Source organism: Lacicoccus kunmingensis DSM 17847 (assembly GCF_059568765.1).
Map to the genome: position 1 here is coordinate 233,420 of NZ_JCANUC010000001.1, position 23,013 is coordinate 256,432.

The 23,013-nt window shown below is 43.0% G+C and carries 21 protein-coding genes and 1 other RNA gene; 18 read left to right on the forward strand and 4 right to left on the reverse strand.

Annotation, left to right across the window (positions count from 1 at the left end; genetic code table 11):
• Positions 1–14 precede the first annotated feature (14 nt).
• The 14 genes from queA to BO48_RS01230 all read left to right on the forward strand — a co-directional run bounded on the left by queA (position 15) and on the right by BO48_RS01230 (position 16,027).
• A complete protein-coding gene (gene queA, locus BO48_RS01165) occupies positions 15–1,064 on the forward strand; it encodes a tRNA preQ1(34) S-adenosylmethionine ribosyltransferase-isomerase QueA (protein WP_496365602.1) in 1,050 nt (349 codons plus the stop codon).
• On the forward strand, positions 1,033–2,193 hold the full coding sequence (tgt, locus tag BO48_RS01170; protein WP_496365603.1) for a tRNA guanosine(34) transglycosylase Tgt: 1,161 nt from the start codon (positions 1,033–1,035) through the stop codon (positions 2,191–2,193). Before queA ends, tgt begins: the two co-directional genes overlap by 32 nt.
• Positions 2,194–2,211: 18 nt before the next feature.
• Positions 2,212–2,472 (forward strand): preprotein translocase subunit YajC, encoded by a 261-nt coding sequence (gene yajC, locus BO48_RS01175; RefSeq protein ID WP_052256491.1) that lies wholly within the window; start codon positions 2,212–2,214, stop codon positions 2,470–2,472.
• Between the two features lie 97 nt (positions 2,473–2,569).
• Entirely contained in the window at positions 2,570–4,849 is a 2,280-nt protein-coding gene (gene secDF, locus BO48_RS01180; protein WP_496365604.1) for a protein translocase subunit SecDF, read from the forward strand.
• A 55-nt stretch (positions 4,850–4,904) separates the two neighbouring features.
• Positions 4,905–7,178 (forward strand): single-stranded-DNA-specific exonuclease RecJ, encoded by a 2,274-nt coding sequence (recJ, locus tag BO48_RS01185; protein WP_496365605.1) that lies wholly within the window; start codon positions 4,905–4,907, stop codon positions 7,176–7,178.
• The gene (locus BO48_RS01190) at positions 7,168–7,686 is read left to right on the forward strand and encodes an adenine phosphoribosyltransferase (protein ID WP_496365606.1); all 519 of its coding nucleotides are present in this window, start codon (positions 7,168–7,170) and stop codon (positions 7,684–7,686) included. The genes recJ and BO48_RS01190 overlap by 11 nt, the downstream gene beginning before the upstream one ends.
• Before the next feature lie 103 nt (positions 7,687–7,789).
• Positions 7,790–9,961: a RelA/SpoT family protein gene (locus tag BO48_RS01195; RefSeq protein WP_496365607.1), complete on the forward strand. Its 2,172-nt coding sequence runs from the start codon at positions 7,790–7,792 to the stop codon at positions 9,959–9,961.
• 9 nt (positions 9,962–9,970) lie between these two features.
• The gene (gene dtd / locus BO48_RS01200) at positions 9,971–10,423 is read left to right on the forward strand and encodes a D-aminoacyl-tRNA deacylase (protein WP_496365608.1); all 453 of its coding nucleotides are present in this window, start codon (positions 9,971–9,973) and stop codon (positions 10,421–10,423) included.
• Positions 10,423–11,169: an N-acetylmuramoyl-L-alanine amidase family protein gene (locus tag BO48_RS01205; RefSeq protein ID WP_496365609.1), complete on the forward strand. Its 747-nt coding sequence runs from the start codon at positions 10,423–10,425 to the stop codon at positions 11,167–11,169. The genes dtd and BO48_RS01205 overlap by 1 nt, the downstream gene beginning before the upstream one ends.
• A gap of 5 nt (positions 11,170–11,174) precedes the next feature.
• Positions 11,175–11,462: a hypothetical protein gene (locus BO48_RS01210; RefSeq protein WP_496365610.1), complete on the forward strand. Its 288-nt coding sequence runs from the start codon at positions 11,175–11,177 to the stop codon at positions 11,460–11,462.
• A gap of 12 nt (positions 11,463–11,474) precedes the next feature.
• Entirely contained in the window at positions 11,475–12,734 is a 1,260-nt protein-coding gene (gene hisS, locus BO48_RS01215; RefSeq protein WP_496365611.1) for a histidine--tRNA ligase, read from the forward strand.
• 2 nt (positions 12,735–12,736) lie between these two features.
• Complete coding sequence (aspS, locus tag BO48_RS01220; RefSeq protein ID WP_496365612.1) at positions 12,737–14,497, forward strand: aspartate--tRNA ligase; 1,761 nt, start codon at positions 12,737–12,739, stop codon at positions 14,495–14,497.
• Between the two features lie 365 nt (positions 14,498–14,862).
• Complete coding sequence (locus BO48_RS01225; protein WP_496365613.1) at positions 14,863–15,135, forward strand: YciI family protein; 273 nt, start codon at positions 14,863–14,865, stop codon at positions 15,133–15,135.
• A 10-nt stretch (positions 15,136–15,145) separates the two neighbouring features.
• Positions 15,146–16,027 (forward strand): NAD(P)-binding domain-containing protein, encoded by an 882-nt coding sequence (locus BO48_RS01230; RefSeq protein ID WP_496365614.1) that lies wholly within the window; start codon positions 15,146–15,148, stop codon positions 16,025–16,027.
• A 23-nt stretch (positions 16,028–16,050) separates the two neighbouring features.
• Here BO48_RS01230 and BO48_RS01235 read toward each other — a convergent pair whose 3' ends face one another.
• From BO48_RS01235 to BO48_RS01245, 3 genes are read right to left on the reverse strand one after another with little or no spacing between them, the layout of a single operon-like run.
• Positions 16,051–17,730: a cbb3-type cytochrome c oxidase subunit I gene (locus BO48_RS01235; protein ID WP_496365615.1), complete on the reverse strand. Its 1,680-nt coding sequence runs from the start codon at positions 17,728–17,730 to the stop codon at positions 16,051–16,053.
• Positions 17,723–18,217, reverse strand: coding sequence for a cupredoxin domain-containing protein (locus tag BO48_RS01240; RefSeq protein ID WP_496365616.1), 495 nt, complete (start codon positions 18,215–18,217; stop codon positions 17,723–17,725). The genes BO48_RS01235 and BO48_RS01240 overlap by 8 nt, the downstream gene beginning before the upstream one ends.
• Before the next feature lie 15 nt (positions 18,218–18,232).
• Positions 18,233–18,397, reverse strand: coding sequence for a cytochrome c oxidase subunit 2A (locus tag BO48_RS01245; protein WP_496365617.1), 165 nt, complete (start codon positions 18,395–18,397; stop codon positions 18,233–18,235).
• Between the two features lie 119 nt (positions 18,398–18,516).
• Between BO48_RS01245 and BO48_RS01250 the strand changes: the two genes are divergently transcribed.
• Together BO48_RS01250 and ssrS are read left to right on the forward strand one after the other, a co-directional pair.
• The gene (locus tag BO48_RS01250) at positions 18,517–19,212 is read left to right on the forward strand and encodes a Crp/Fnr family transcriptional regulator (RefSeq protein ID WP_496365618.1); all 696 of its coding nucleotides are present in this window, start codon (positions 18,517–18,519) and stop codon (positions 19,210–19,212) included.
• Positions 19,213–19,267: 55 nt separating this feature from the next.
• A non-coding RNA gene (gene ssrS, locus BO48_RS01255) (6S RNA) lies at positions 19,268–19,460 on the forward strand.
• A 40-nt stretch (positions 19,461–19,500) separates the two neighbouring features.
• Here ssrS and BO48_RS01260 read toward each other — a convergent pair.
• On the reverse strand, positions 19,501–20,781 hold the full coding sequence (locus BO48_RS01260; RefSeq protein ID WP_496365619.1) for a replication-associated recombination protein A: 1,281 nt from the start codon (positions 20,779–20,781) through the stop codon (positions 19,501–19,503).
• 88 nt (positions 20,782–20,869) lie between these two features.
• Here BO48_RS01260 and BO48_RS01265 point away from each other — a divergent pair, with 88 nt between their 5' ends.
• On the forward strand, positions 20,870–21,286 hold the full coding sequence (locus tag BO48_RS01265) for an RrF2 family transcriptional regulator (RefSeq protein WP_496365620.1): 417 nt from the start codon (positions 20,870–20,872) through the stop codon (positions 21,284–21,286).
• A gap of 23 nt (positions 21,287–21,309) precedes the next feature.
• Entirely contained in the window at positions 21,310–22,992 is a 1,683-nt protein-coding gene (locus BO48_RS01270) for an ABC1 kinase family protein (protein WP_496365621.1), read from the forward strand.
• Positions 22,993–23,013: the final 21 nt, after the last annotated feature.

Consider the following 23,013-nt stretch of genomic DNA (forward strand, 5'->3'; position numbering starts at 1 on the left):
AATGAGGAATGATTTTGAAGCTTGAAGAATTTGATTTCGATTTACCGGAAGAATTGATTGCCCAGACACCGCTTAAGGACCGCTCGAGCAGCCGTCTTTTGGCACTGGATAAGACTGACGGACAAATAGAAGATAATACTTTCAATGAGGTATTAAAGTATTTTAACGCAGGCGATGTACTCGTATTGAATGATACGAAAGTGCTGCCTGCCCGTTTGTATGGAATTAAAGAAGACACCGGGGCAAAGATTGAAATGCTGCTACTCACACCTGTGGAAGACGGATATGAAGTATTGATCCGTCCCGCGAAAAAGGTGAAAGTGGGCACAAAAGTTGTCTTCGGCAATGGTGAACTTGCCGCTGAATGTACGGCTATTTTTGATGAGGGCATCCGTCATATGAAATTGCATCATGACGGCATTCTTGAAAACGTACTGGACGCGCTTGGTGAAATGCCGCTGCCGCCGTATATTAAAGAAACATTGGAAGATAAAGACAGATACCAGACAGTATATGCGAAAGAAACAGGTTCTGCCGCAGCACCGACAGCAGGTCTTCATTTCACGAATGAACTGCTGGATGAAATCAGGGATGCAGGTGTTAAAATCGTCACGATTACACTGCATGTCGGCCTGGGCACTTTCCGTCCAGTCAGCGTGGAAACGATTGAAGATCATAAAATGCATTCGGAGTATTATATGATGTCTGGCGATACTGCAGAAGTACTGAATACGGTAAAAGAAAATGGAGGAAAGATCATCAGCGTCGGAACGACAAGTACAAGAACACTTGAAACGATTATGTCTAAATATGATACTTTCAAAGCATCCAGCGGATTTACGGATATTTTCATCTATCCCGGATTTGAATATAAAGCGGTGGATGTGCTCATCACCAATTTCCATCTGCCCAAGTCATCACTCGTCATGCTGGTCAGTGCTTTTTGCTCCAGAGATAGGATTTTGAATGCTTATCAGCATGCTGTTAATAACCAATATCGTTTCTTCAGCTTTGGAGATGCGATGATTATTCATGGAGGTACCACTCATGGCAATTCGTTATGAACATATTAAAACATGTAAACAGACCGGCGCGCGCCTGGGTAAACTGCATACACCCCACGGTGTAATCGATACCCCGATATTTATGCCTGTCGGCACACTGGCAACCGTAAAGTCTATGACACCGGAAGAGCTTGCAGATATCGGCAGCCAGATCATTTTATCAAACACATATCACCTGTGGCTGCGTCCGGGCAGTGATATCATCAGAGAAGCAGGCGGCCTGCATCAGTTCATGAACTGGGACAAGCCGATCTTAACAGATTCCGGCGGTTTCCAGGTATTCAGCCTGAGCGACTCCCGTGAAATCAAAGAAGAAGGCGTTCATTTCAGAAGCCATCTGGACGGTTCTAAACTGTTTTTAAGTCCTGAAGGCGCGATGGATATTCAGCATGACCTCGGCTCCGACATCATGATGTCATTTGATGAGTGCCCGCCGATTCCGGCAGAATACGGCTATGTCAAAGATTCACTTGAAAGAACATCAAGATGGGCTGAAAGAGGCCTTGAGCACCATTTGAAAAAAGGTCATGACAAACACCAGGCGCTGTTCGGCATCGTGCAGGGCGGAGAGTATGAAGATCTGCGTGCTCAAAGTGCGAAAGATCTTGTAAGCATGGATTTTCCAGGCTATTCGATCGGCGGTCTGTCAGTCGGCGAACCGAAACCGGTAATGTACAGAATGCTTGAGCATACAATTCCTTTATTGCCTGAAAATAAACCCCGTTATCTGATGGGCATCGGTTCACCAGATGCACTTATTGAAGGTGTTATCCGCGGTGTGGACATGTTTGACTGCGTCCTGCCGACAAGAATCGCAAGAAACGGCACAACGTTGACATCACAGGGCAGAGTAGTGGTAAAAAATAAAAAGTTTGAAAGAGATTTTACACCGCTTGATCCGAATTGTGACTGCTATACTTGTAAAAATTACAGTAAAGCATACCTTCGCCACCTGATTAAAGCGAATGAAATACTCGGACTCAGACTTACTACTTATCATAACCTGTATTTTCTGTTAAAATTGATGGAAGGTGTTCGAAGTGCGATTTTAAATGATAGATTATCAGATTTTAAAGAAGCGTTTTTCGACTCATATGGATTAAATGAAAAAAATCCGAAAAACTTTTAGAGGAGTGTTTGAGAAAGAATGGAATTTTTAATGCCATTATTACCTTTTATTGCAATCATCCTGGTTATGTATTTCCTGATGATTCGTCCGGCTCAAAAGAAACAGAAACAGGTACAGGAAATGCAGGCGGGTCTTCAAAAAGGAGACGACGTCATCACTATAGGCGGCGTACACGGCCGTGTTGAGTCATTTGACCAGAAGCACATGTATATACTTACAGATGACCAGGGCACCGTACTTAAATTCGAAAGAGTTGCATTAAAAGAAGTTGTTAGATAATACGAAGTCGACACTAGTTGTCGGCTTTTGTGTTTTAATTTAAACTTATTAACGTTATAATAAGAACGTTAAGTTGTGAAAAATAGAGGTGTCACATTTGAGAAATAAACTAAGTTACATAATCATTGCTTTAGCTGTCGGAATCGGACTTATCACTGTTGTTGCTTTGACTGCGGATGATGTCGGCGAAGATGTCAATCTCGGACTCGATCTGCAGGGCGGTTTTGAAGTGCTCTATGAAGTCGAACCGCTGAATGAAGGGGATGAAATTGACGAAACCGCTGTCAGCAGTACAGCAAGCACGTTGGATTCGAGAGTCAACGTCCTCGGTGTATCGGAACCGAATATACAGATTGAAGAAGGCAACAGAATAAGGGTTCAGCTCGCAGGTGTGGAAGACCAGACCGAAGCGAGAGAGCTGCTCAGCACACAGGCGGAACTGACAATCCGTGATGTTGAAGATAACGTCCTGTTATCCGGTTCGGACCTTGTTGAAGGCGGCGCTTCCCAAAATTTCGATGAATTCAATAATGCGATGGTCACTTTGGAGCTTCAGAGTGCAGAGAAATTCAGGGAGATCACTGAAGAGATCTCTGAAAGGCCGGAAGGTGAAAACCTGATGGTCATTTGGATGGACTTTGTCGAAGGTGAAGATTCATTCGCCGAAGAAGCACAAAAAGAAAGTCCGAAGTTCGTTTCCGCTCCGACTGTCAGTGCACCAATCAACTCCAACGAAGTGATGATCTCCGGTGGATTTGAAGGCCAGGAAGGTGTGGAACGGGCACAGAACATTGCATCACTGCTGAATTCCGGGTCTCTGCCTGTAGAATTGAATGAAGTGTATTCAACTTCTGTCGGCGCGCAGTTCGGTGAACAGGCACTGCAGGAAACGGTATTGGCAGGGGCAATTGGTATTGCTCTGGTATTCATCTTTATGGTGGCCTTTTACAGACTGCCGGGGGTTATTGCGACTGTGACTTTATTCGTCTATATATATTTGACCGTATTCGGCTTCAACATGATTAACGGTGTGTTGACACTGCCGGGTATCGCAGCCTTGATTCTCGGTGTCGGCATGGCCGTCGATGCGAATATCATTTTGTACGAACGGCTGAAAGATGAACTGAGAATCGGCCGCAGTATTAAAAAGGCGTATAAAAAAGCGGCACAAAATTCGATCTGGACTATTCTGGATGCAAACATCACTACAATGATTGCCGGTCTAGTACTGTTTGCATTCGGTACGAGCAGTGTCAAAGGTTTTGCGACCATGCTCATACTGTCTATTGTGATGAGCTTTGTCACTGCTGTGTTCTTGACACGCGTGTTGATGAGACTGGTCGTCCACTCCGGATACCTGAATGATAAATTATGGCTCTTCGGCATAAAGGAAAAAGACAGATACAAGCTGAGCGAAGGAAAAGATATTGAAGACTTGACGACCCCGTGGGATCGTTTTGACTTTGTGAAACACACTAAAAAGTTCTTTGCTTTCAGTATTGCCTTACTGATACTGGGTATCGGCGCCCTTGCTGTATTCAACCTGAATCTCGGTGTTGATTTTACGAGCGGTACACGGGCGGATATTGAAATTTCCGACGAGGCCGGTGTGGATGATGTTGAAAACACACTTGAAGAACTTGGCATCGCTCCTGAAAGCATTACTACTTCAGGCGATAATACTGTCGTCGCGAGATACACAACTGATTTATCTCAGGATGAAGTGACTTCGATGCAGGACACATTCAATGAAATGTACGGCGCAACACCGATGATCAGTACGGTCAGTCCTGTAATCGGAAAAGAACTTGTACAAAATGCGATGCTCGCACTAATCATCGCTTCATTTGGAATCATCGCCTATGCAACGATACGTTTCGAGTGGCGCATGGCGCTGCCGGCTGTTATCGCCCTGATGCATGATGTATTCATCATGGTTGCACTGTTTTCCATCTTCAGAATAGAAATGGATATTACAATCATTGCAGCAGTATTGACGATTGTCGGTTACTCCATCAATGATACGATTGTGACGTTCGACAGAATCAGAGAGAACCTGCGCAAAGTGAAAGTAATAAAGAGCGAAGAAACGATAGATCAGATCATCAACCGTTCGCTCAAGCAGACAGCCACACGTTCGATCAACACTGTTTTGACAGTCTTTATCGTTGTACTGCTTCTTGTCACGCTTGGCAGCAGTTCGATATTCGGCTTCAGTCTCGGTCTTCTTATCGGCCTTATCAGCGGGGTATATTCATCATTCTTCATCGCCATCCAATTATGGGGCGTATTGAAGAAGCGTCAGCTTAGAAAAAATGGCGGCGAACTGGTCGTATATGAAGAAACGACGACAAATGATGAAAAAATATTAGTTTAATATTATTTGAAAATGCCTGGATTTTCCGGGCATTTTTTTAAAGGGTGTTTATTATATGTTTAAGTCTAAATATGAATGGAAAGTCCGTAAAAGTGATCAGGACATGCCACGGGAACTGATTGATAAATACCGTCTGAATGAATTGGAACAGCGCATACTGGAAAACAGGGGGTACGTCACTGACGAAGACCTGGTGCAGTTATACGACACTGAAACTTACGATGCACATGCGGTCTATGAGATCGACCACGCTGTGAAAAGAATTGAAGATGCCCTGAACAATGATGAACGGATTCTGATATACGGCGACTTTGATGCGGACGGCATTACCAGTACTGCGATATTGTATACAGCACTTAATAAAGTCAGCCAAAAAGTGGATTATCTTATTCCAAACAGAATCGATCACGGCTATGGCCCGAACATTGAACTGTTCGAAGAACAGGTGACAGGGCACTATGATCTGGTGATTACAGTGGATAACGGTATCGCCGCAGTGGATGAAATTGAATATTTAAGACAGCGGGATATTGATGTCATTATCGTCGATCACCATGAATTTTCTGAAACACTGCCGGATGCGATTATTGTGCATGCGGCGCATGAAGCTGGAGATTATCCTTTCAAATATTTGGCCGGTGTCGGGATTACTTACAAGCTGATCTGTGCACTCGGTCTGGACGATGATGAGATGCTCGGCCTCGTGGCCATCGGTACAGTGGCAGACCTTGTCAGTATTATCGATGAAAATAAACGGCTCGTCATAGACGGCCTGAAGCAGATCAATTCGAAGCCGTCGCTCGGCATACAGACTTTATTATCCGTCTCTGGACACAGTGGTCTCGTGGATGAGGAAACCATCGGTTTCGGCATCGCACCGAGACTGAACAGTTCAGGAAGAATTGCGGATGCGGCGATCGCTGTCGAGTTACTGCTCACCGGAGATACATCAGAAGCATTCGAACTGGCATCAGAACTCGAGCAGCTGAATAATGAACGCAAATTACTCGTACAGGAAACATTTGAAGATGCGGACACCAAGTATAAAGAAACCGAAGATGTCATCATCGTCCACAGTGATGATTATCATCCGGGAGTCATTGGCATTGTCGCTTCCAGGCTGAATGAAGCTTACGGCAAACCGGCAATTGTTCTGACACTGGACGGTGAAACTTACAGAGGGTCCGCCCGGTCGATAGACGGCCTCGACTTTCTTGAAATCATCAGGGAAAACGACACTTTCGTCAATAAAGCCGGCGGTCATTCCCAGGCCTTCGGCATAGAGATTGCAAAGGAAAGCATTAATGATTTCAGCCAGTCGATTGAACAATATTTCAAAGATCAGAATTTATCACTCAAACCGGAGAAGCATATAGATTTGATGGTTGAAAAAGATGAGTATAAAATTGCAGAGTTTGAACGCTTTGAAAATCTGAAGCCTTTTGGACAGGCATTCAACCGTCCTATTTTTATGATCAACCAGGGGCGGATAAAAAGTCTGAAGCAGGTCGGCAAAGACAGAAATCATATTAAAATCACTTTTCACGATATATCCATTGATACGATAGGATTTAATTTCGGACATCTGTTCCACGAAGTTTCCGTCGGTGATACAATCAGTCTTGTAGGAACCGTCAACATCAATGAATTCAATTCAAAAAGATCATTGCAGATGATCATTCAGGATGCGGAAATATCCAACGTCCAGATTTTGGATATGAGAAGCAAAGTGAACCAGAACTTCTCGATGATTTCTGCGGATGATCACTTCCTGATCAGAAACGGTGCTGAGAAGAAAGGGCAGAACTATTACCACTATGGTGAGAAACTGCCGTTTGCAATCGACACACTGGTATTGAGAGACCTGCCGGAGTCGCTGGATCTGCTCAGCGAATCACTGAATAATATCCACGTTTCAAAAATCATTATGATATTCAACAATAGAGAAGAACTTTATTTTACAGGTGTACCGGGTTTTGAACTGGTTGATGGTGTTTACGGATTTATCCGCGAACGTGAAAATGGCACAATCAATTTAATCGAAGATGCGCGCAGATTGGCGGACCATTTTAATATCAGCATGAAATTACTTAAGATGGTTACTGATATACTGGAAGAACTAGAGAAAATTGAAGTGAAAAATGGTATAATAATAAAGAAGGGCACCGATGATGGAATTGTTCAAAGTGAAGTTGAGCATTCAAAAGTCAAGACTGCCATTGAACAACAAATCCAGTCGGAATCAAAACTTAAAATGTCTTCAAATCAGGAATTAAAAACTTACATTAAAAGGTTAATCGTAGATGATGGAGGAAACAATGAATCTTAAAGATTATGTATCAGAAGTACCAAATTGGCCAAAAGACGGCGTGAGCTTTAAAGATATTACAACAATCATGGACAGTGGGGAAGCATACAAATATGCGACCGATCAGATTGTCGACTTCGCAAAGGAAAAAGAAGTGGATATTATCGTCGGCCCTGAAGCCCGCGGGTTTATCATCGGCTGCCCTGTGGCATACAGCATGGGCATCGGTTTTGCGCCTGTCAGAAAAGACGGTAAGCTGCCGCGTGAAGTGATCAAGTATGAATATGACCTGGAGTATGGTTCAAATGTACTGACAATGCACAGAGATGCCATCAAGCCGGGACAGCGTGTGCTGATTACGGATGATCTGCTTGCTACCGGCGGTACGATTGTTGCGACGATCAAACTGATCGAGGAACTTGGCGGTATTGTAGTCGGTATTGCATTTTTAATCGAATTGAAATATTTGAATGGTATGGAAAAACTGAAAGAATATGATACCATATCATTAATCTCATATGATTCTTAAGAAAAGTCTGTTAAATCAGGCTTTTTTTTATAGTAGCGTTTCTTTGTTTTATAAATTGTAGTATGATAGGTCTATCTATTTTATTGTTGAAGGTGGTGAGCTGATGGGCAGAGAATATCCATATACTAAAGATGATGTGTTCAATATGTGTGAGAGCTATTTGTCGGAAAATGACCTGAATATGATTAAAAAAGCTTATGGTCTGGCTTTTGAAGCACATGATGGACAGTTTAGAAAAAGTGGATTGCCTTACATACTGCATCCGGTTCAGGTGGCAGGTATTTTGGCTGAGCTTAAATTGGACGGCCCGACGATCATTGCCGGATTTCTGCATGATGTTGTCGAGGATACAGTTTACACCCATGATGACCTGGTGGACATGTTCAACGAAGAAGTGGCCATCATTGTTGATGGTGTGACAAAGCTCGAAAAGGTGAAGTACCGGTCTCAGCAGGAGCAGCAGGCAGAAAACCACAGAAAATTATTTGTGGCAATCGCAAAAGATATCCGTGTGATATTGGTCAAGCTTGCAGACAGGCTGCATAATATGCGGACATTAAAAGCGATGCCGGAAGAAAAACAGTACCGGACGTCTCTTGAAACATTGGAAATCTATGCACCGCTCGCTCATCGTCTGGGTATCTCAAGTATTAAGTGGGAACTGGAAGATACGGCACTCCGTTATATTGAACCCAAACAATATTTCAAGATTGTCAGTATGATGAAAAAGAAGCGCAGTGAACGTGAAGAGGTTATCAATGAAGCGATTGATAAAATCGAAGCCGAGATGGATAAGACAAGTATAGAGGGATCACTGTCCGGCCGGCCAAAACATATATACAGCATATATAAGAAGATGAAAAAGCAAAGTAAGCAGTTCGACCAGATTTTCGATTTGCTTGCCGTAAGAGTGCTTGTTGATAACATCAAGGACTGTTATGCCGTCCTCGGTGTCATCCACACGATATGGAAGCCGCTGCCGGGACGCTTTAAAGACTATATAGCGATGCCGAAACCGAATATGTATCAATCCCTTCATACGACCGTGGTGGGGCCGCAGGGAGACCCGCTTGAAATACAGATCAGAACACATGAAATGCATGAAATTGCTGAGCATGGGGTGGCTGCACACTGGGCTTATAAAGAAAACAAAGATGTAAAAGTCAAAGATTCCAGAATCAACTGGTTCAAAGACCTTGTGGATCAGGAAACCTCCTCACCGGATGCAGAAGAATTCATGGAAGCTTTAAAAACAGATCTGCTGAGTGACAAGGTCTACGTGTTTACACCGAACGGAGACGTTGTCGAGCTGCCGAAAGGCGCTGTTCCGATAGATTTTGCCTATCAAGTGCACTCGGAAGTCGGCAACCATATGATCGGTGCCAAAGTGAACGGAAAAATCGTGACGATTGACCATAATCTGGAGACTGGCGACATCGTTGAAATCCGGACGAGCAAGCAATCATACGGACCAAGCCTCGACTGGCTGAAACTGGTCAAATCCAGCAGCTCAAAAAATAAAATCAGGTCCTTCTTCAAAAAGCAGGACAGAGCCAGCAATATAGAAAAAGGCCGTTTTGGTGTCGAAGCTGAAATTAAAAAGCGTGAATATAAACCTGATAATATATTGAAAGATAAATATATAGAACCTGTTTTGGACCGGTATAACTTGAATAATGAGGATGATCTTTTTGCGATGATCGGCTTTGGCGGTGTGACTGCCCAGCAGGTGACCAACCGGCTGATGGAAAAATTCAAGGCTGCTGAAGGATCGACTGCAAATCAGATTGAAGAGATCGACCGCAGTCACCACTATAAGGAAATATCGACAGAATCCGGGGTCTATGTCGAAGGCATGGATAATCTGCTGATCAATCTTTCCAAATGCTGCAATCCGATACCGGGTGATGATATTACCGGATACATTACAAAAGGCCACGGTGTTAAGGTTCACGTTTCGCACTGTCCGAATATCGTCAATGAAACAGAGCGGATCATTGACGTAGAATGGGTGAAGAATAAGAATAAAGACCGTAAGTACCAGGCGGATCTGGAAATCAAAGGTTTCGACCGCACCGGCCTTGTCAATGAAATATTGAATGTCATAGCAAGCACGAAATTTCCAATCACTCATGTGAATGCAAAGAGTGATGTAGATAAATATGCAAGAGTCAACATATCCGTAATGGTGCAGAATACAACGGATCTGTACCGGATAGTGGATAAGATTAAACAACTGAAAGATATATACAGTGTGGAACGCGTATTTAAATGAGGTGAAAAAATGAGAGTCGTTTTACAGAAAGTTTCCGATGCAAGAGTTGTAAAAAACGATTTGTTCAATGAAATCAATCATGGTTATTTATTGCTGGTAGGGGTAAGTGAAGACTCCACTTCTGAAGATGCAAGAAAACTGGCAGAAAAGATAGCCAAATCAAGAAATTTTGAAGACGGAGACGGCAAGATCAACTTGTCGATCAATGATGTCAAAGGTGAAATATTAAGCATCTCACAATTCACACTTTATGCTGATACTAAAAAGGGGAACCGTCCGAGTTTTATACAAGCTGCAAAAAGTGAGAAAGCACTCGCGCTGTACAAAGAATTCAACGAAGTGCTCAGTTCTTTCGGTATAACCGTCAAAGAAGGTTTCTTCGGAGAACATATGAATGTTCAAATCAATAATGACGGACCGATTACGATTATTTATGAAGCCAGGGACGGAAAAATTATCTGATGGATATCATTAAAAGATGGATGAAACAGGCATCACATGCAACAATAAAATTTTTAAAATATAAAAAATCACTCTACATGATTCCACTATTTTTTATGGTTATGGCTGTCTTAATCGTTTCAGTATTATATTTTCTATTTCATACAGACTTGTTCAGCGATGAACCTGAAGAAGAGACGGAACATGAATCCATTATCATAGATTTTGACCAGGGTGCCGATGTCACTTTTAACGGGGAAACAATCGTCATCGATCCGGGGCATGGCGGAAAAGATCCAGGTGCATCGAGTGTATCAGGCCAGACGGAAGCGGAGATCGTTTATTCGATTGCTGAGAAGACTAAAGATATACTCGAGAGCAATGGTGCAAATGTAGAGTTTACACGGGCACAGGATGAATTTGCCTCCCTCGATGAACGTGAAGCAGACGGCGACCTGTTCATCAGCCTTCACAGTGATGCGATGGAAGATCCATCGATTACCGGGTTCACGACTTTCTATACTTATGATAATCAAAAAGAATTCGCAGAGGCGATGAATGCGTCTCTGGACAAATATTCCGACTTCCGCAACCGCGGGACTAAACAGTCAAATTATCAGGTGACATGGCAGCTGGATTATCCGGCGACTTTAATAGAACTTGGTTATTTGAGCAATGAAATTGATGACAGAATGCTGTCTACGGAAGATTATCAGGACTTGATGGCACAGGCTATCGCTGAAGGTATTTACAACTATTTAAATTGATTTCCTTGACTTTAAATAATGAAATGACTATTATTAACATAAATATAAACGAATTTCGTTTTATCCGAAGAGAATATATAATACCGGGTCAAAGAGAGTTTACAGTTGCTGAAAGTAAACACCTGCAAAATATATTTGCTGACACTTTGGAGAGAATCCTGTCAATATCAGGCGGTGGCAATCGTTATCATGCTAGAGGATTATTTCTTAGAGGAATAATCAAATTAGGGTGGCAACACGACGATATCGTCCCTTATACCATAATAGGTATAAGGGGCTTTTTTATTTTATAAGGAGTGAAAGTAATGATTCAGATACCAAGAGGTACACAGGATATACTGCCCGGTGAGAGTTACAAATGGCAAATCATAGAAAATCAACTGAGAGAAATTGCGACAAATTATAATTATCATGAGCTGAGAACACCGATTTTCGAGTCGACTGATTTGTTTGTCAGAGGCGTCGGCGGCTCAACAGATATAGTCAATAAGGAAATGTATACTTTTGAAGACAAAGGCGGCCGCAGCATGACTTTAAGACCTGAAGGCACAGCACCTGTTGTCAGAAGTTACATTGAAAATAAAATGCAGCATGATGTGAATCAGCCGGTAAAAGTATTTTACAAAGAACCGATGTTCAGATATGAAAGAAGGCAGAAAGGCAGATACCGGCAGTTCGTACAGTTCGGGGTCGAAGCGATCGGGGTCGAAAACCCTCTGATTGATGTGGAAGTATTGAGCATGCTGATGCATATTTACCAGTCATTTGGATTGAAAAATCTTAAACTTTACATCAACTCAATCGGTGACCATGACAGCAGAAAAGCATATAACGATGCGCTGGTCGAACACTTCAGACCGCGTATTGATGAGTTCTGTTCAGACTGTCAAACAAGGATCGATACAAATCCGATGCGAATATTGGATTGTAAAAAAGACCGGGATCATGAGCTGATTAAAAATGCACCGGTCATATACAACTTCTTAAATGTTGAATCAAAAGAGTATTTTGAAACTGTGAAAGCAAAACTGACTGAAATCGGCATTGATTATGAAGTCGACTACAACCTGGTCAGAGGGCTCGATTATTACACACACACAGCATTTGAACTGATGAGTGATGCTGAAGGGTTCGGCGCAATTACAACATTATGCGGCGGGGGCAGATATAACGGTCTGCTCGAACTGCTCGACGGACCGAAAGAAACAGGTATCGGTTTCGGCATGAGTATCGAGCGTCTGCTTCTGGCGCTTGAAGCTGAAGGCATCGAACTTGAACAGCCTGAAGGCATCGACCTCTATGTCTGTACGCTAGATGATAATTCATTCAATAAGGCAGGGACTTTATTACATGAATTAAGAACTGAAGGCATCAGTGCGGATATGGACTACAAGCAGAGAAAACTGAAAGCTCAGATGAAAGATGCAGACAGAAAAAGAGCACAGTTTGTTATCGTCTTAGGCGAGCAGGAGTTTGAAACAGGCCGGGTGGAACTGAAAAACATGAAAAATGGCGAAACACAAAACGTTCAGATTGATGAACTAGTAAAATATTTGGAGGATTAATAATGACAAGAATATTTGTATCCGAAGTAATTGAAAAAGACATAAACGAATCGATTCATCTGTCAGGCTGGGTTCAGAGACGCCGTGATCTTGGTGGATTGATTTTCATCGATCTGCGTGACCGCAGCGGTACGATCCAAATCGTTTTTAATCCTGAAGTATCAAAAAAATCTTTGAATATTGCAGAAGACGTCCGCAGTGAATTCGTCATCGATGTAAAAGGGACGGTTGCACAAAGAGACGAGTCACAGGTCAACCCCAATATTGAAACCGGAAAAATTGAAATCATCGTTGAAGATGTGGAAGTTATTTCTAAGGCGAAAACACCGCCGTTCCACATCCAGGATGAAACGGTGACAGAAGATGTCAGGTTAAAATACAGATATTTGGACTTGAGACGTCCAAAGCTTCAAGATACTTTAAAATTGCGTCATCAGCTTAAGCAGAGTGTCCATGCATTTCTTGGACAGGAAGGATTTATCGATGTCGAGACACCTGTGTTGTCCAAGTCAACACCGGAGGGCGCAAGGGATTATCTGGTGCCGTCACGGGTTCATGAAGGTGAATTCTTTGCTCTGCCGCAGTCACCTCAGATTTATAAGCAGCTGTTGATGCTGTCGGGTATGGAGAAGTATTATCAGATTGTAAAATGTTTCAGGGACGAAGACCTGCGTGCTGACAGACAGCCCGAATTCACTCAGATTGATATTGAACAGTCATTCGTTGACCAGGAAGATATCATGACATTGAATGAAAGATTGATTACTAAAGTGATGAAAGATATTAAAGGCATGGATATCACTACACCTTTCCCGAGAATCACTTATGATGATGCGATGGCGAAATACGGTGTGGACAAGCCGGATACCCGTTTTGACCTGCACCTTCATGATATTACGGAATTCAGTCAATCAGTTGATTTCAAAGTGTTCAAATCAACCGCTGAAAGCGGCGGTCTGGTCAATGCAATCGTTGTGCCGGACCAGGCGGATGCTTATTCCAGAAAAGATATTGATAAGCTTGAGAGTTTTGTTAAAATCCACGGTGCAAAAGGCTTGGCATGGATGAAGTTCACTGATGAAGGATTTTCAGGGCCGATTGCGAAATTCTTCGATGGTGATAAGCAGGGTGAACTGAAGCAGTTAATGGATATTAACGACAACGACTTGGTTCTGTTTGTTGCAGATAAGAAAAAAGTGGTGCACGCGTCACTCGGCAACTTGAGAAACAAACTGGCTAAGGATCTGGGACTGATCGATAAAAATCAGTACAACTTTATCTGGGTGACTGACTGGCCTTTATTTGAATACGATGAAGATGAAGACAGATATTCAGCAGCTCACCACCCATTCACTTCACCTAAAAAGGAAGATGAAGATAAGCTTGAAACTGCACCTGAAGCAGTTAAAGCGAATGCATACGATATTGTACTGAACGGCTATGAACTTGGCGGCGGTTCAATACGTATCCATGATAAAGAACTTCAGGAAAGAATGTTCAGAGCGCTCGGCTTCTCCGATCAGGAAAGAGACGAGCAGTTCGGATTCCTGCTTGAAGCATTCACATACGGTGCACCGCCGCACGGCGGCATCGCATACGGTTTCGACCGTTTTGTCATGCTTCTTGCCGGCACAGATAATATCAGAGACGTTATCGCGTTCCCTAAAACAGCAAGTGCGAGCGACCTGATGATGAACGCGCCGTCAGCAGTGTCGGAAGATCAGCTGAAGGAACTGCACATCGATTTGGATATCGAAAAATAAAAATCTTACTGCTCATTCATAAAGGATGAGCAGTTTTTTTATTTTGAAGAATCGGACGATGAGTGCTGCAGTGTGCAGCCAGAACGAAAAATAGCTGTAACTACACACTTGACGGGGTGAAACGTTTAGATGGGATAGAAAAATCGGTTATCTGCACAGCAGCGGGTATAAAATGTGCAGATGGCATAGAAAATGAGGCTATGTGCACACCACAAGACATTAAGTGTGAAGACAGCTTAAAATTTATCGCTATATGAACGGCGTACCTCCATCCACTTTGAAATTTGGATTCGTACTAAACCAACAGTCTTGTTTAAAATATCTGAAAAGTTTGATATTATTAAATTAAAATGGAGGAAAATGATATGAAATACTTTGCAGTATTTTTACCCATGCTGGATGAACAGAAAAGTAAGGATTACAGAGAAGAACATTTGAAGTTTCTTGAAGATTTGAGAAATAAAGAGACCATCATCATGAATGGCAAATTTACTGACGGGGCAGGGGGTCTCGTTATTTACAAAGGGAATGACCAGGATGAAATCAAAGCACTCGTCGAACAGGATCCATACATTGTGAATGGTGCACGAAATTATGAAATGCATGAATGGGAAATGGTATTTAATTATAAAATTTAGGAGTGGTTCAATGAATATCGGTTTTATCGGACTCGGAATAATGGGTAAGCCAATGAGCGTCAACCTGCTAAAAAATAATCAGAAAGTATTTATCAGCAGCTCTAATGATGATACCAATGATGAGCTCGCCAACTACGGTGCAACCGTGCTGGCTGATTATGAAGCGGTGGCAGAGCAGTCGGAAGTAATCATTTTAATGCTGCCGGATTCTAAAGAAGTGCGTGAAGTCGTCATCGACAGAGAATTATATAAAAAGTTCAATCCCGGAACAATTGTCGTTGATATGAGCTCGATCAACCCTGAAACGAGCAAAGAAGTCTTCAAAACGATAAAAAAGGACGGACATCAGTATATCGATGCACCCGTCAGCGGGGGCGAAGAAAAAGCGATAGACGGCACTCTTTCAGTGATGGCCGGCGGTGACGAAGAGACTTTTAATCAAATAAAACCAATTTTGGAATACATGGGTGCAAGTATTGTCCATACTGGACCTGTTGGTTCGGGCAACTCGGTGAAACTGGTCAACCAGGTGATTGTGGCGAATAATATCGGAGCACTTTCAGAAGGGATAACTCTTGCTAAACAATTGGACCTTAATCTGGATACAGTCTATAATGCAATCAGCGGAGGTTTGGCAGGCAGTACCGTGATGGATACTAAATTTAAAAAGATGGCAGAAGAAGAATACGGGCCGGGCTTTAAAATGAAGCTCCATATGAAAGATTTGAATAACGCATTTGAAAGTGTCGATGAAGATTTCTCCAAAAAAATTCCGATCACTAAACAGATGAAAGAAATCATGGCTGAATTATTGGAAGATGATGGTGTGAGCGAAGATGACCACAGCGCATTATACAAGTATTACACCAGCAAAAAAGACAACAGACAGTAATCATGTCTGTTGTCTTTATTTACTTACCAGAGCTTAAATCCTTTTGCACCCGGTATATTTTCTGTGAACATTTGTGTAATCGGTACTGTATAAGCAATAAGCAGCAGGAATACCGTTATGATGATCAGTACTCTCCAGTTTTCAACCCACTTGGTTGTCGGAACGCTTTGATCCATCATGGATGCTACAGGGAATGCTTCGACTTCTTTAGTTTTCGGTCCGGTCATCAGCTGAATGAACAGGATGACTGCTATGACAATCGCAACGAACAGGAAAGTGCCGCCGACAGCCTGGAGAACTTGATAAGTAATCCATTCCTGTGCGATGTTCGCTCCGCCATATTCAGAGAATGTAGAGCGTCTTGGTGCGCCTCTTAAGCCTGCAAAGTGCATTGCAGCCGACATCAGTCCCATTCCGAAAGTCCATGTATACCCAAGATAGAGTCCCATATTATTCAGCTGTTTTGTTATTTTACGTCCTGTAATATGCGGCAGCAGGAACATCATGATACCGAAGTATGTCAATATGACCGGCGCCCCGACAGTGATGTGGAAGTGACCCACCACCCAGATGGTGTTGTGCACCAGCTGGTTCATCTGTCCTGAAGCGTTAATGATACCGCCGATACCACCCGGAATAAAGAACAGCATACCGAGAAACGGCAGTACAAATCGTGCGTCTGTCCAAGGCAGTTTTTTAAACCAGTCCAAAATACCTGTCGTACCCATTTTGCGGCCGTGTGTCTCAAATACTGCAAATAAACTGAACGCTGTCATCAGGGAAGGGACAATAACTGCGAAAGTCAGTACGACCTGCAATCCTTTCCAGAATGCGTCTATACCCGGCTCAGTCAACTGATGGTGTATACCGACCGGTATACTGAAGAATAAAAACAGTACGAAACTCATTCGTGCGAGATTATCCGAAAAGCCTTTCGTTCCCAATATTTTTGGAACGACAACGTACCATGCCATATAAGCAGGCAGCAGCCAGAAATATACAAGTGCATGACCGAACATCCAGAATAGTGTGCGGCTCAATGAAACGTTGATTGTTTCCACAATGCCGAGTGACCACGGTATGTACTGGAAGATGACCGACATTGAAACACCGATTGTACATACGAGCCACATCACGTTATTCACTGATGCCATAAAGCTGAGAAGCGGCGTTTTATGCCCTTTAAATTCTTTTCTCCATCTGAAATATCTCATCAGTTGACCTGCAACGGAGAACCATGTCCCGATAATGATCACTGCAAGTGCTATGTAATGCAGGGCATGTGCCTGAAGCGGCGCATAGAACGTATAAAGCACCGAAGCTTCATTTGTCGCAATCATAGCAGCGGCAACGAGAGTACCGGCCGACATCAGCCAGAAACCAATCCAGCCAAGCGTTCTTTCCTTATCGTTGAAAGCCCCGGCAGAACGTGACAGTGAAGCGATCTGGAAGCCCATGATAAAGAAGAAAGTTAAAACTAAAGCGAGAATTACACCGTGTAAAGTGAGCAGCTGGTAGTAGCCGATGCCAAAAGGCAGTTCAACCATGCCCGCTCTGACGAGCGTCTGCAGCATACCTGCAGTCCCGCCGATAAACAATGCAAAAATGACCCAGATCATATTTGCGAGAACGAGCTTGCCATCTTTTGCATCCACTCTGTTATTGAGGGAGAATAAATGGTCCGGATGTATATTTTTACTCATTATTTTCAGCACCTCCATCGACGACTTTTATTGTGGATGTCATGTCAGTATGACCAACACCGCAATATTCATTACAGACAATCAGATATTCTCCGACCGTATCAAAATTTGTGTTATATGTAGAAACCAGTCCCGGTTCAACCATCATATTGATGTTCGTGTTGACGACCTGGAAACCATGTACAACATCCGTTGTTACCACCTGGATTTTTACTTTGGACCCCTGTGGAATTTCGACTTCACTCGGTTCATATCTGAATGCACTGGCTACAAAGTATAAATTGTAGTCAAAATCTTCGTCTTCCGATTCATGAAGTCCGGGTTCAGCAAATCTTGCATCATCCCTTACGTACTCCGGGTTTATCGTCTCGATGCCGCTAGCTGCAGGCGTGTGGCCTGCATGTACTGCTGAAACACCAAGGATGACCAGAAAAATGATCAACGATCCGGTTCCGACACTCATCCATATCTTTTCAAATTTATGCATTTTTAATCATCCTCTCTACATTCTTTCCAAAAATAGTATAAAAGCACCGAACCAGCTGACGAATATTAAACCGCCGAGAAACATAACCATCATAAACGTTCCTCTTAAATCCAGCTTTGAATGATCCACATCGTGCGTTTCAGAGTTTTCATGTCTTTTTTCAACATCTTTTTCAGTCATTATTTCACTCCTAGACAATAATTATTCTTAATTAAGATGTTAATTAAAATCGTCAAATAAAAAAGTGATAAAAGTCACATATTGTGATAATATTTTATTTAAGAAGGGGGTGTGTTGCCGTGACGGCTAAACCTATATTTAAGCCCGAATCAATTGTGAAACTGTTAAAAGAAAAGGGTAAAAAGGTGAACTTGCAAAAAGGTGAATATGTGTTCCATCCGGGAGATTCAGCGAGGTATGTCTATTGTTTGGAAAAAGGCGAAGTCTTTATCAGCAGAATGCAGGAAGACGGCCGTGAAATGATTACGAATTATTTATCCGAAGATGCTATATTCGGTGCATTGACCATTCATTCATTAAATAAAGAACACACTACATACGCGAAAGTGAAAACAGGTTGTACACTTTATAAATATGAAAAGAGACAGTTTGAACAATTTATATTTACGAATGAAGAGATTAAGATGGAATGGCTGCAGTGGCTCGACATAGACAGGGACAGAAATTCTTCCAAGATGAGAGATCTGCTGCTTTACGGCAAACAGGGGGCACTGTATTCTGTTCTGATCCGGCTGACGAATTCATTTGGAGTGAAGACCGGGGACGGTATACTGATCAATACACAGCTTACCAACCATGAACTCGCAGGATTGTGCGGCACTTCAAGGGAAGTGGTCAACAGAATGCTGTCGGATTTGAAAAAGCAGAAAGTGATTAAAGTGGAGAAGAAATATATAACCGTTCTTGATATTGATGTTCTGCGGAACAATATCAACTGTGACAGATGTACGATTGATGTGTGTCAGGTTTTTTAATAAAACTCTTTTTACTTCTCAAAATTTTAGAGGTGTGTTATAGTATATTTAATAGAAATATCTGAGAGGTACGTGATGTGTTGAATTAAATTTTGACCTAACACCTTTTAAATCGGGAGTCTAATAGGTTTTCCTTCAAAAAACACGCCTAACCAATTAGGACGTTTGGAGTTGGAAACAGGACACCCACCTGCACTTAGCAGGCCAAAATTATCAGCTAAAACACACGGCTTTAGCTTGGATATTTCGAAAATTAAGCACCGGTTGCATTTGCAACCGGTGCTTTTTCTACTGTTTTTTATTGAAAAGCATTTTTACTTTGGAATAGATTTCATCGAGCTGTGCCTCATATTTCGTGTTTTTTGTCGGCATGAAATATTCTTTGTTCATCAGAGTATCCGGTAAATATTGCTGTGCGACGATATTATTGGGATAGTTGTGAGGATATTGATATCCGACTGCGTTGCCTAATTTTTCTGCGCTTGCATAATGTCCGTCCTTCAAATGTTTCGGGACTGTGCCGGACTTTCCTTTTTTGATGTCGGCAAGTGCATTGTCGATACTCTTGTATGCACTGTTTGATTTTGGAGATAGCGCCAGTTCGATCACTGCGTTGGCAAGCGGTATTCGCGCTTCCGGGAAGCCCAGCCGTTCAGCGGATATGATTGCGTTTAAAGTCCGTGTCGCAAGCTGTGGATTTGCAAGGCCGATATCTTCATAGGCAATGACCAGAAGACGGCGGGCGATTGTAACGAGGTCGCCCGCTTCAATCAGTCTTGCAAGGTAGTGAAGACTTGCGTTCACGTCACTGCCCCTGATCGATTTCTGGAAGCCGCTCATCACGTCGTAATGGGCATCGCCGTCTTTATCGTGCAGAAATGCCGTCTGCTGCATGCAGGCTTTGGCATCCTCCAGCGTGATGTGGACAACATCATCCACCGGTTTTGTGCTTAGTGCTGCAAGTTCGAGGGCGTTGAGCGCACTTCTGACATCTCCCTGTGAGGATAATGTGAAGTGGTCCATCGCCGCATCGTCGATTTCAATATTCAAATTGCCGAGGCCGCGCTCACTGTCTTCGAGCGCGCGTGTAACCGCAGTCTTCACATCTTCCGTATCCAGCAAGTCCAGTTCGAATATTTGCGTCCTCGATCTGATGGCGGGGTTTATTGCATGATAAGGATTGGAAGTTGTCGCACCAATCAGTATGATCGTTCCTTTTTCAAGATGCGGCAGCAGAAAATCCTGTTTCGCCTTATCCAGACGGTGTATCTCATCGAGGAGAAGTATGACCGTCCCGCTCATCTTGCCTTCCTCAACAATCTGCTGCATATCTTTTTTCGAATTTGAAACTGCGTTCAAAGTTCTGAACATATATTTTGTAGAGCCTGCTATGGCGCTTGCTATACTGGTTTTTCCGATTCCGGGAGGACCGTATAAGATCATGGAAGACAGCCTTTTGGCATCGACCATGCGTCTGATGATCCCGCCTTCTCCTACCAGGTGTTTCTGTGAAATCACTTCGTCGATTGTTCTTGGACGCATGCGATAACTTAATGGTTGTGTCGTCATATTTTCACCCAACTGTTTTATTATGATATATTTAATATATTACAACAAAAATCAACTTATTAAAAAGTTTAGATATTAGAGGTGTATTATGAAGATATCAACGCGTGGCAGATATGGATTATATTTTATGCTGGCGCTTGCCAGGGATTATGATGAAAAGAGAAGAAGTGTGAAATCTGTAGCAACAGAACGGGGAATCAGTGATTTATATTTAGAGCAGATTGTTGCCAGTTTGAAAAAAGACGAACTCGTAAAGAGTACAAGAGGAGCGTACGGAGGTTATGAGCTGAACCGTCCGCCTGAAGACATTACTGTCGGTCAGATTTTCAAAACGGTCGAAGAAAACATTGTTGCTGTGGAAAGTGATGAAAAGGACAGTAAGAATGAAAGGTTTTTATGGGGCAGAATCAGAGATGCCATAAGCGACGTACTGGACCATACGACTTTAAAAGATATGGTGGACTATGACGGCGAGGGCCTTGATGATTATATGTTCCATATTTAAATAATTATTCTGGAGTTTTTTAAATGATAATAAAAAAACGTATCGAATATATAAACCGTTACAGGGAAATTGCGATTAATTTCTCATCGGCCGGCTTTGGCTTTCTAGTTGAAGAGCTCGGGCTGGATGAGTTATTAAGTCTGCCTAAAAGGATCATATTAAGACAGGCGAAAAATGATCATGAGCATTCCAGAGGTGAACGCATACGTATCTTTATCGAGGAGATGGGTACGACTTTCATCAAACTCGGCCAGATTGCGAGTACGAGACCGGATTTGATACCGAAGGACATCATTGATGAACTGGAAAAACTCCAAAGTAATGTGCCGCCGTTCGACTTTGAAGATGTGCAGAAAGTGATAGAGGGCTCTTTGGATGTAAAAACTGAAGATGTCTTCCGGTCAATTGAAGAAACCCCGATCGGCTCGGCATCGACAGGGCAGGTGCATAAGGCGGTGACTGCAGAGGGTCAGACCGTCGCGGTCAAAGTCCAGCGGCCAAACATAGAAAAAAGGGTCCGGACTGACCTTGAGATACTCCATCATCTTGCGACGCTGGCAGAACAAAGGATGGAGTGGGCGAGACGTTACCATCTGACCGATATGATCGAGGAATTCTCAGAAGCGATTCTGGATGAGCTTGACTATACCATTGAGGCGAATAATGCTGATAAGATCCGTAAACAGTTTGAGCGTGACGACAAGATTAAAGTGCCTGAAATGATCAGGGAACTGTCGACGAAAAATGTACTGGTCATGGAATTTATTGACGGCATACCGATCAACCACCATGCGGAACTGGAAGCCCATGGCTTTTCCAGGGAAGTGCTCGCTGAGCGGCTCGCCAACGCTGTCTTCCATCAGATTATAGTCGAAGGGTTCTTCCACGGCGACCCCCATCCAGGCAATGTCAGCGTTCTGGAAGATGAGACGATTGCCTTCATGGATTTCGGGATGGTCGGCAGGCTGTCACAGGATATGAAATATAACTTCGGCACACTGCTGATCGGCATGATGAGAAAAGATGCGTCCGGTGTGGTCAAAGCGATAGTGAAAATGGGCGTTGTGCCGACAGGTGTCGAGATGAATGTGCTGAACCGGGATGCTGAGAAGCTGCGGGATAAATATTATGATATACCGCTCAGTTATTTGAACATCGGTGAAGCGGTTCAGGATATTTTCCAGATTGCAAATAAACACCGCATCGGACTGCCCCAGGATTTCACCATTCTTGGGAAGTCAATCATTACACTGGAGAGCGTGGTCAGCAGACTGGACCCTGCATTCAGCATCATGGATGTTGCCGAACCATTCGGCAGGCTGCTTGTAAAAGAGAAGTATGATCCGAGAAATGTTGCTTCACGTGCATATAATAACCTGCAGGATGTCGGTGACACAGCAGTGGATGTGTCCAATAACCTGAAGATATTCTCAGAATCACTGCGTGAGAAGAAAGTGCCGGTGCAGCTGTCATTAAGAAGATTCGAAGAGCTGTTCAGAAGGATGGACAGGATCGGTAACAGATTATCGTTCAGTATCGTCCTGCTGTCATTCAGCATCATCATGGTCGGACTTATCGTCGGTGCTGCAATTGCCGGACAGACGACGGTAATATGGCAGATTCCAGCAATAGAAATAGGCTTCGTGCTTGCGGTCTTTTTATTTCTTGGACTGTTGTACTCAATATTCAAATCAGGAAGGTTTTAAAAAAGAGGTATCCGAAATCGG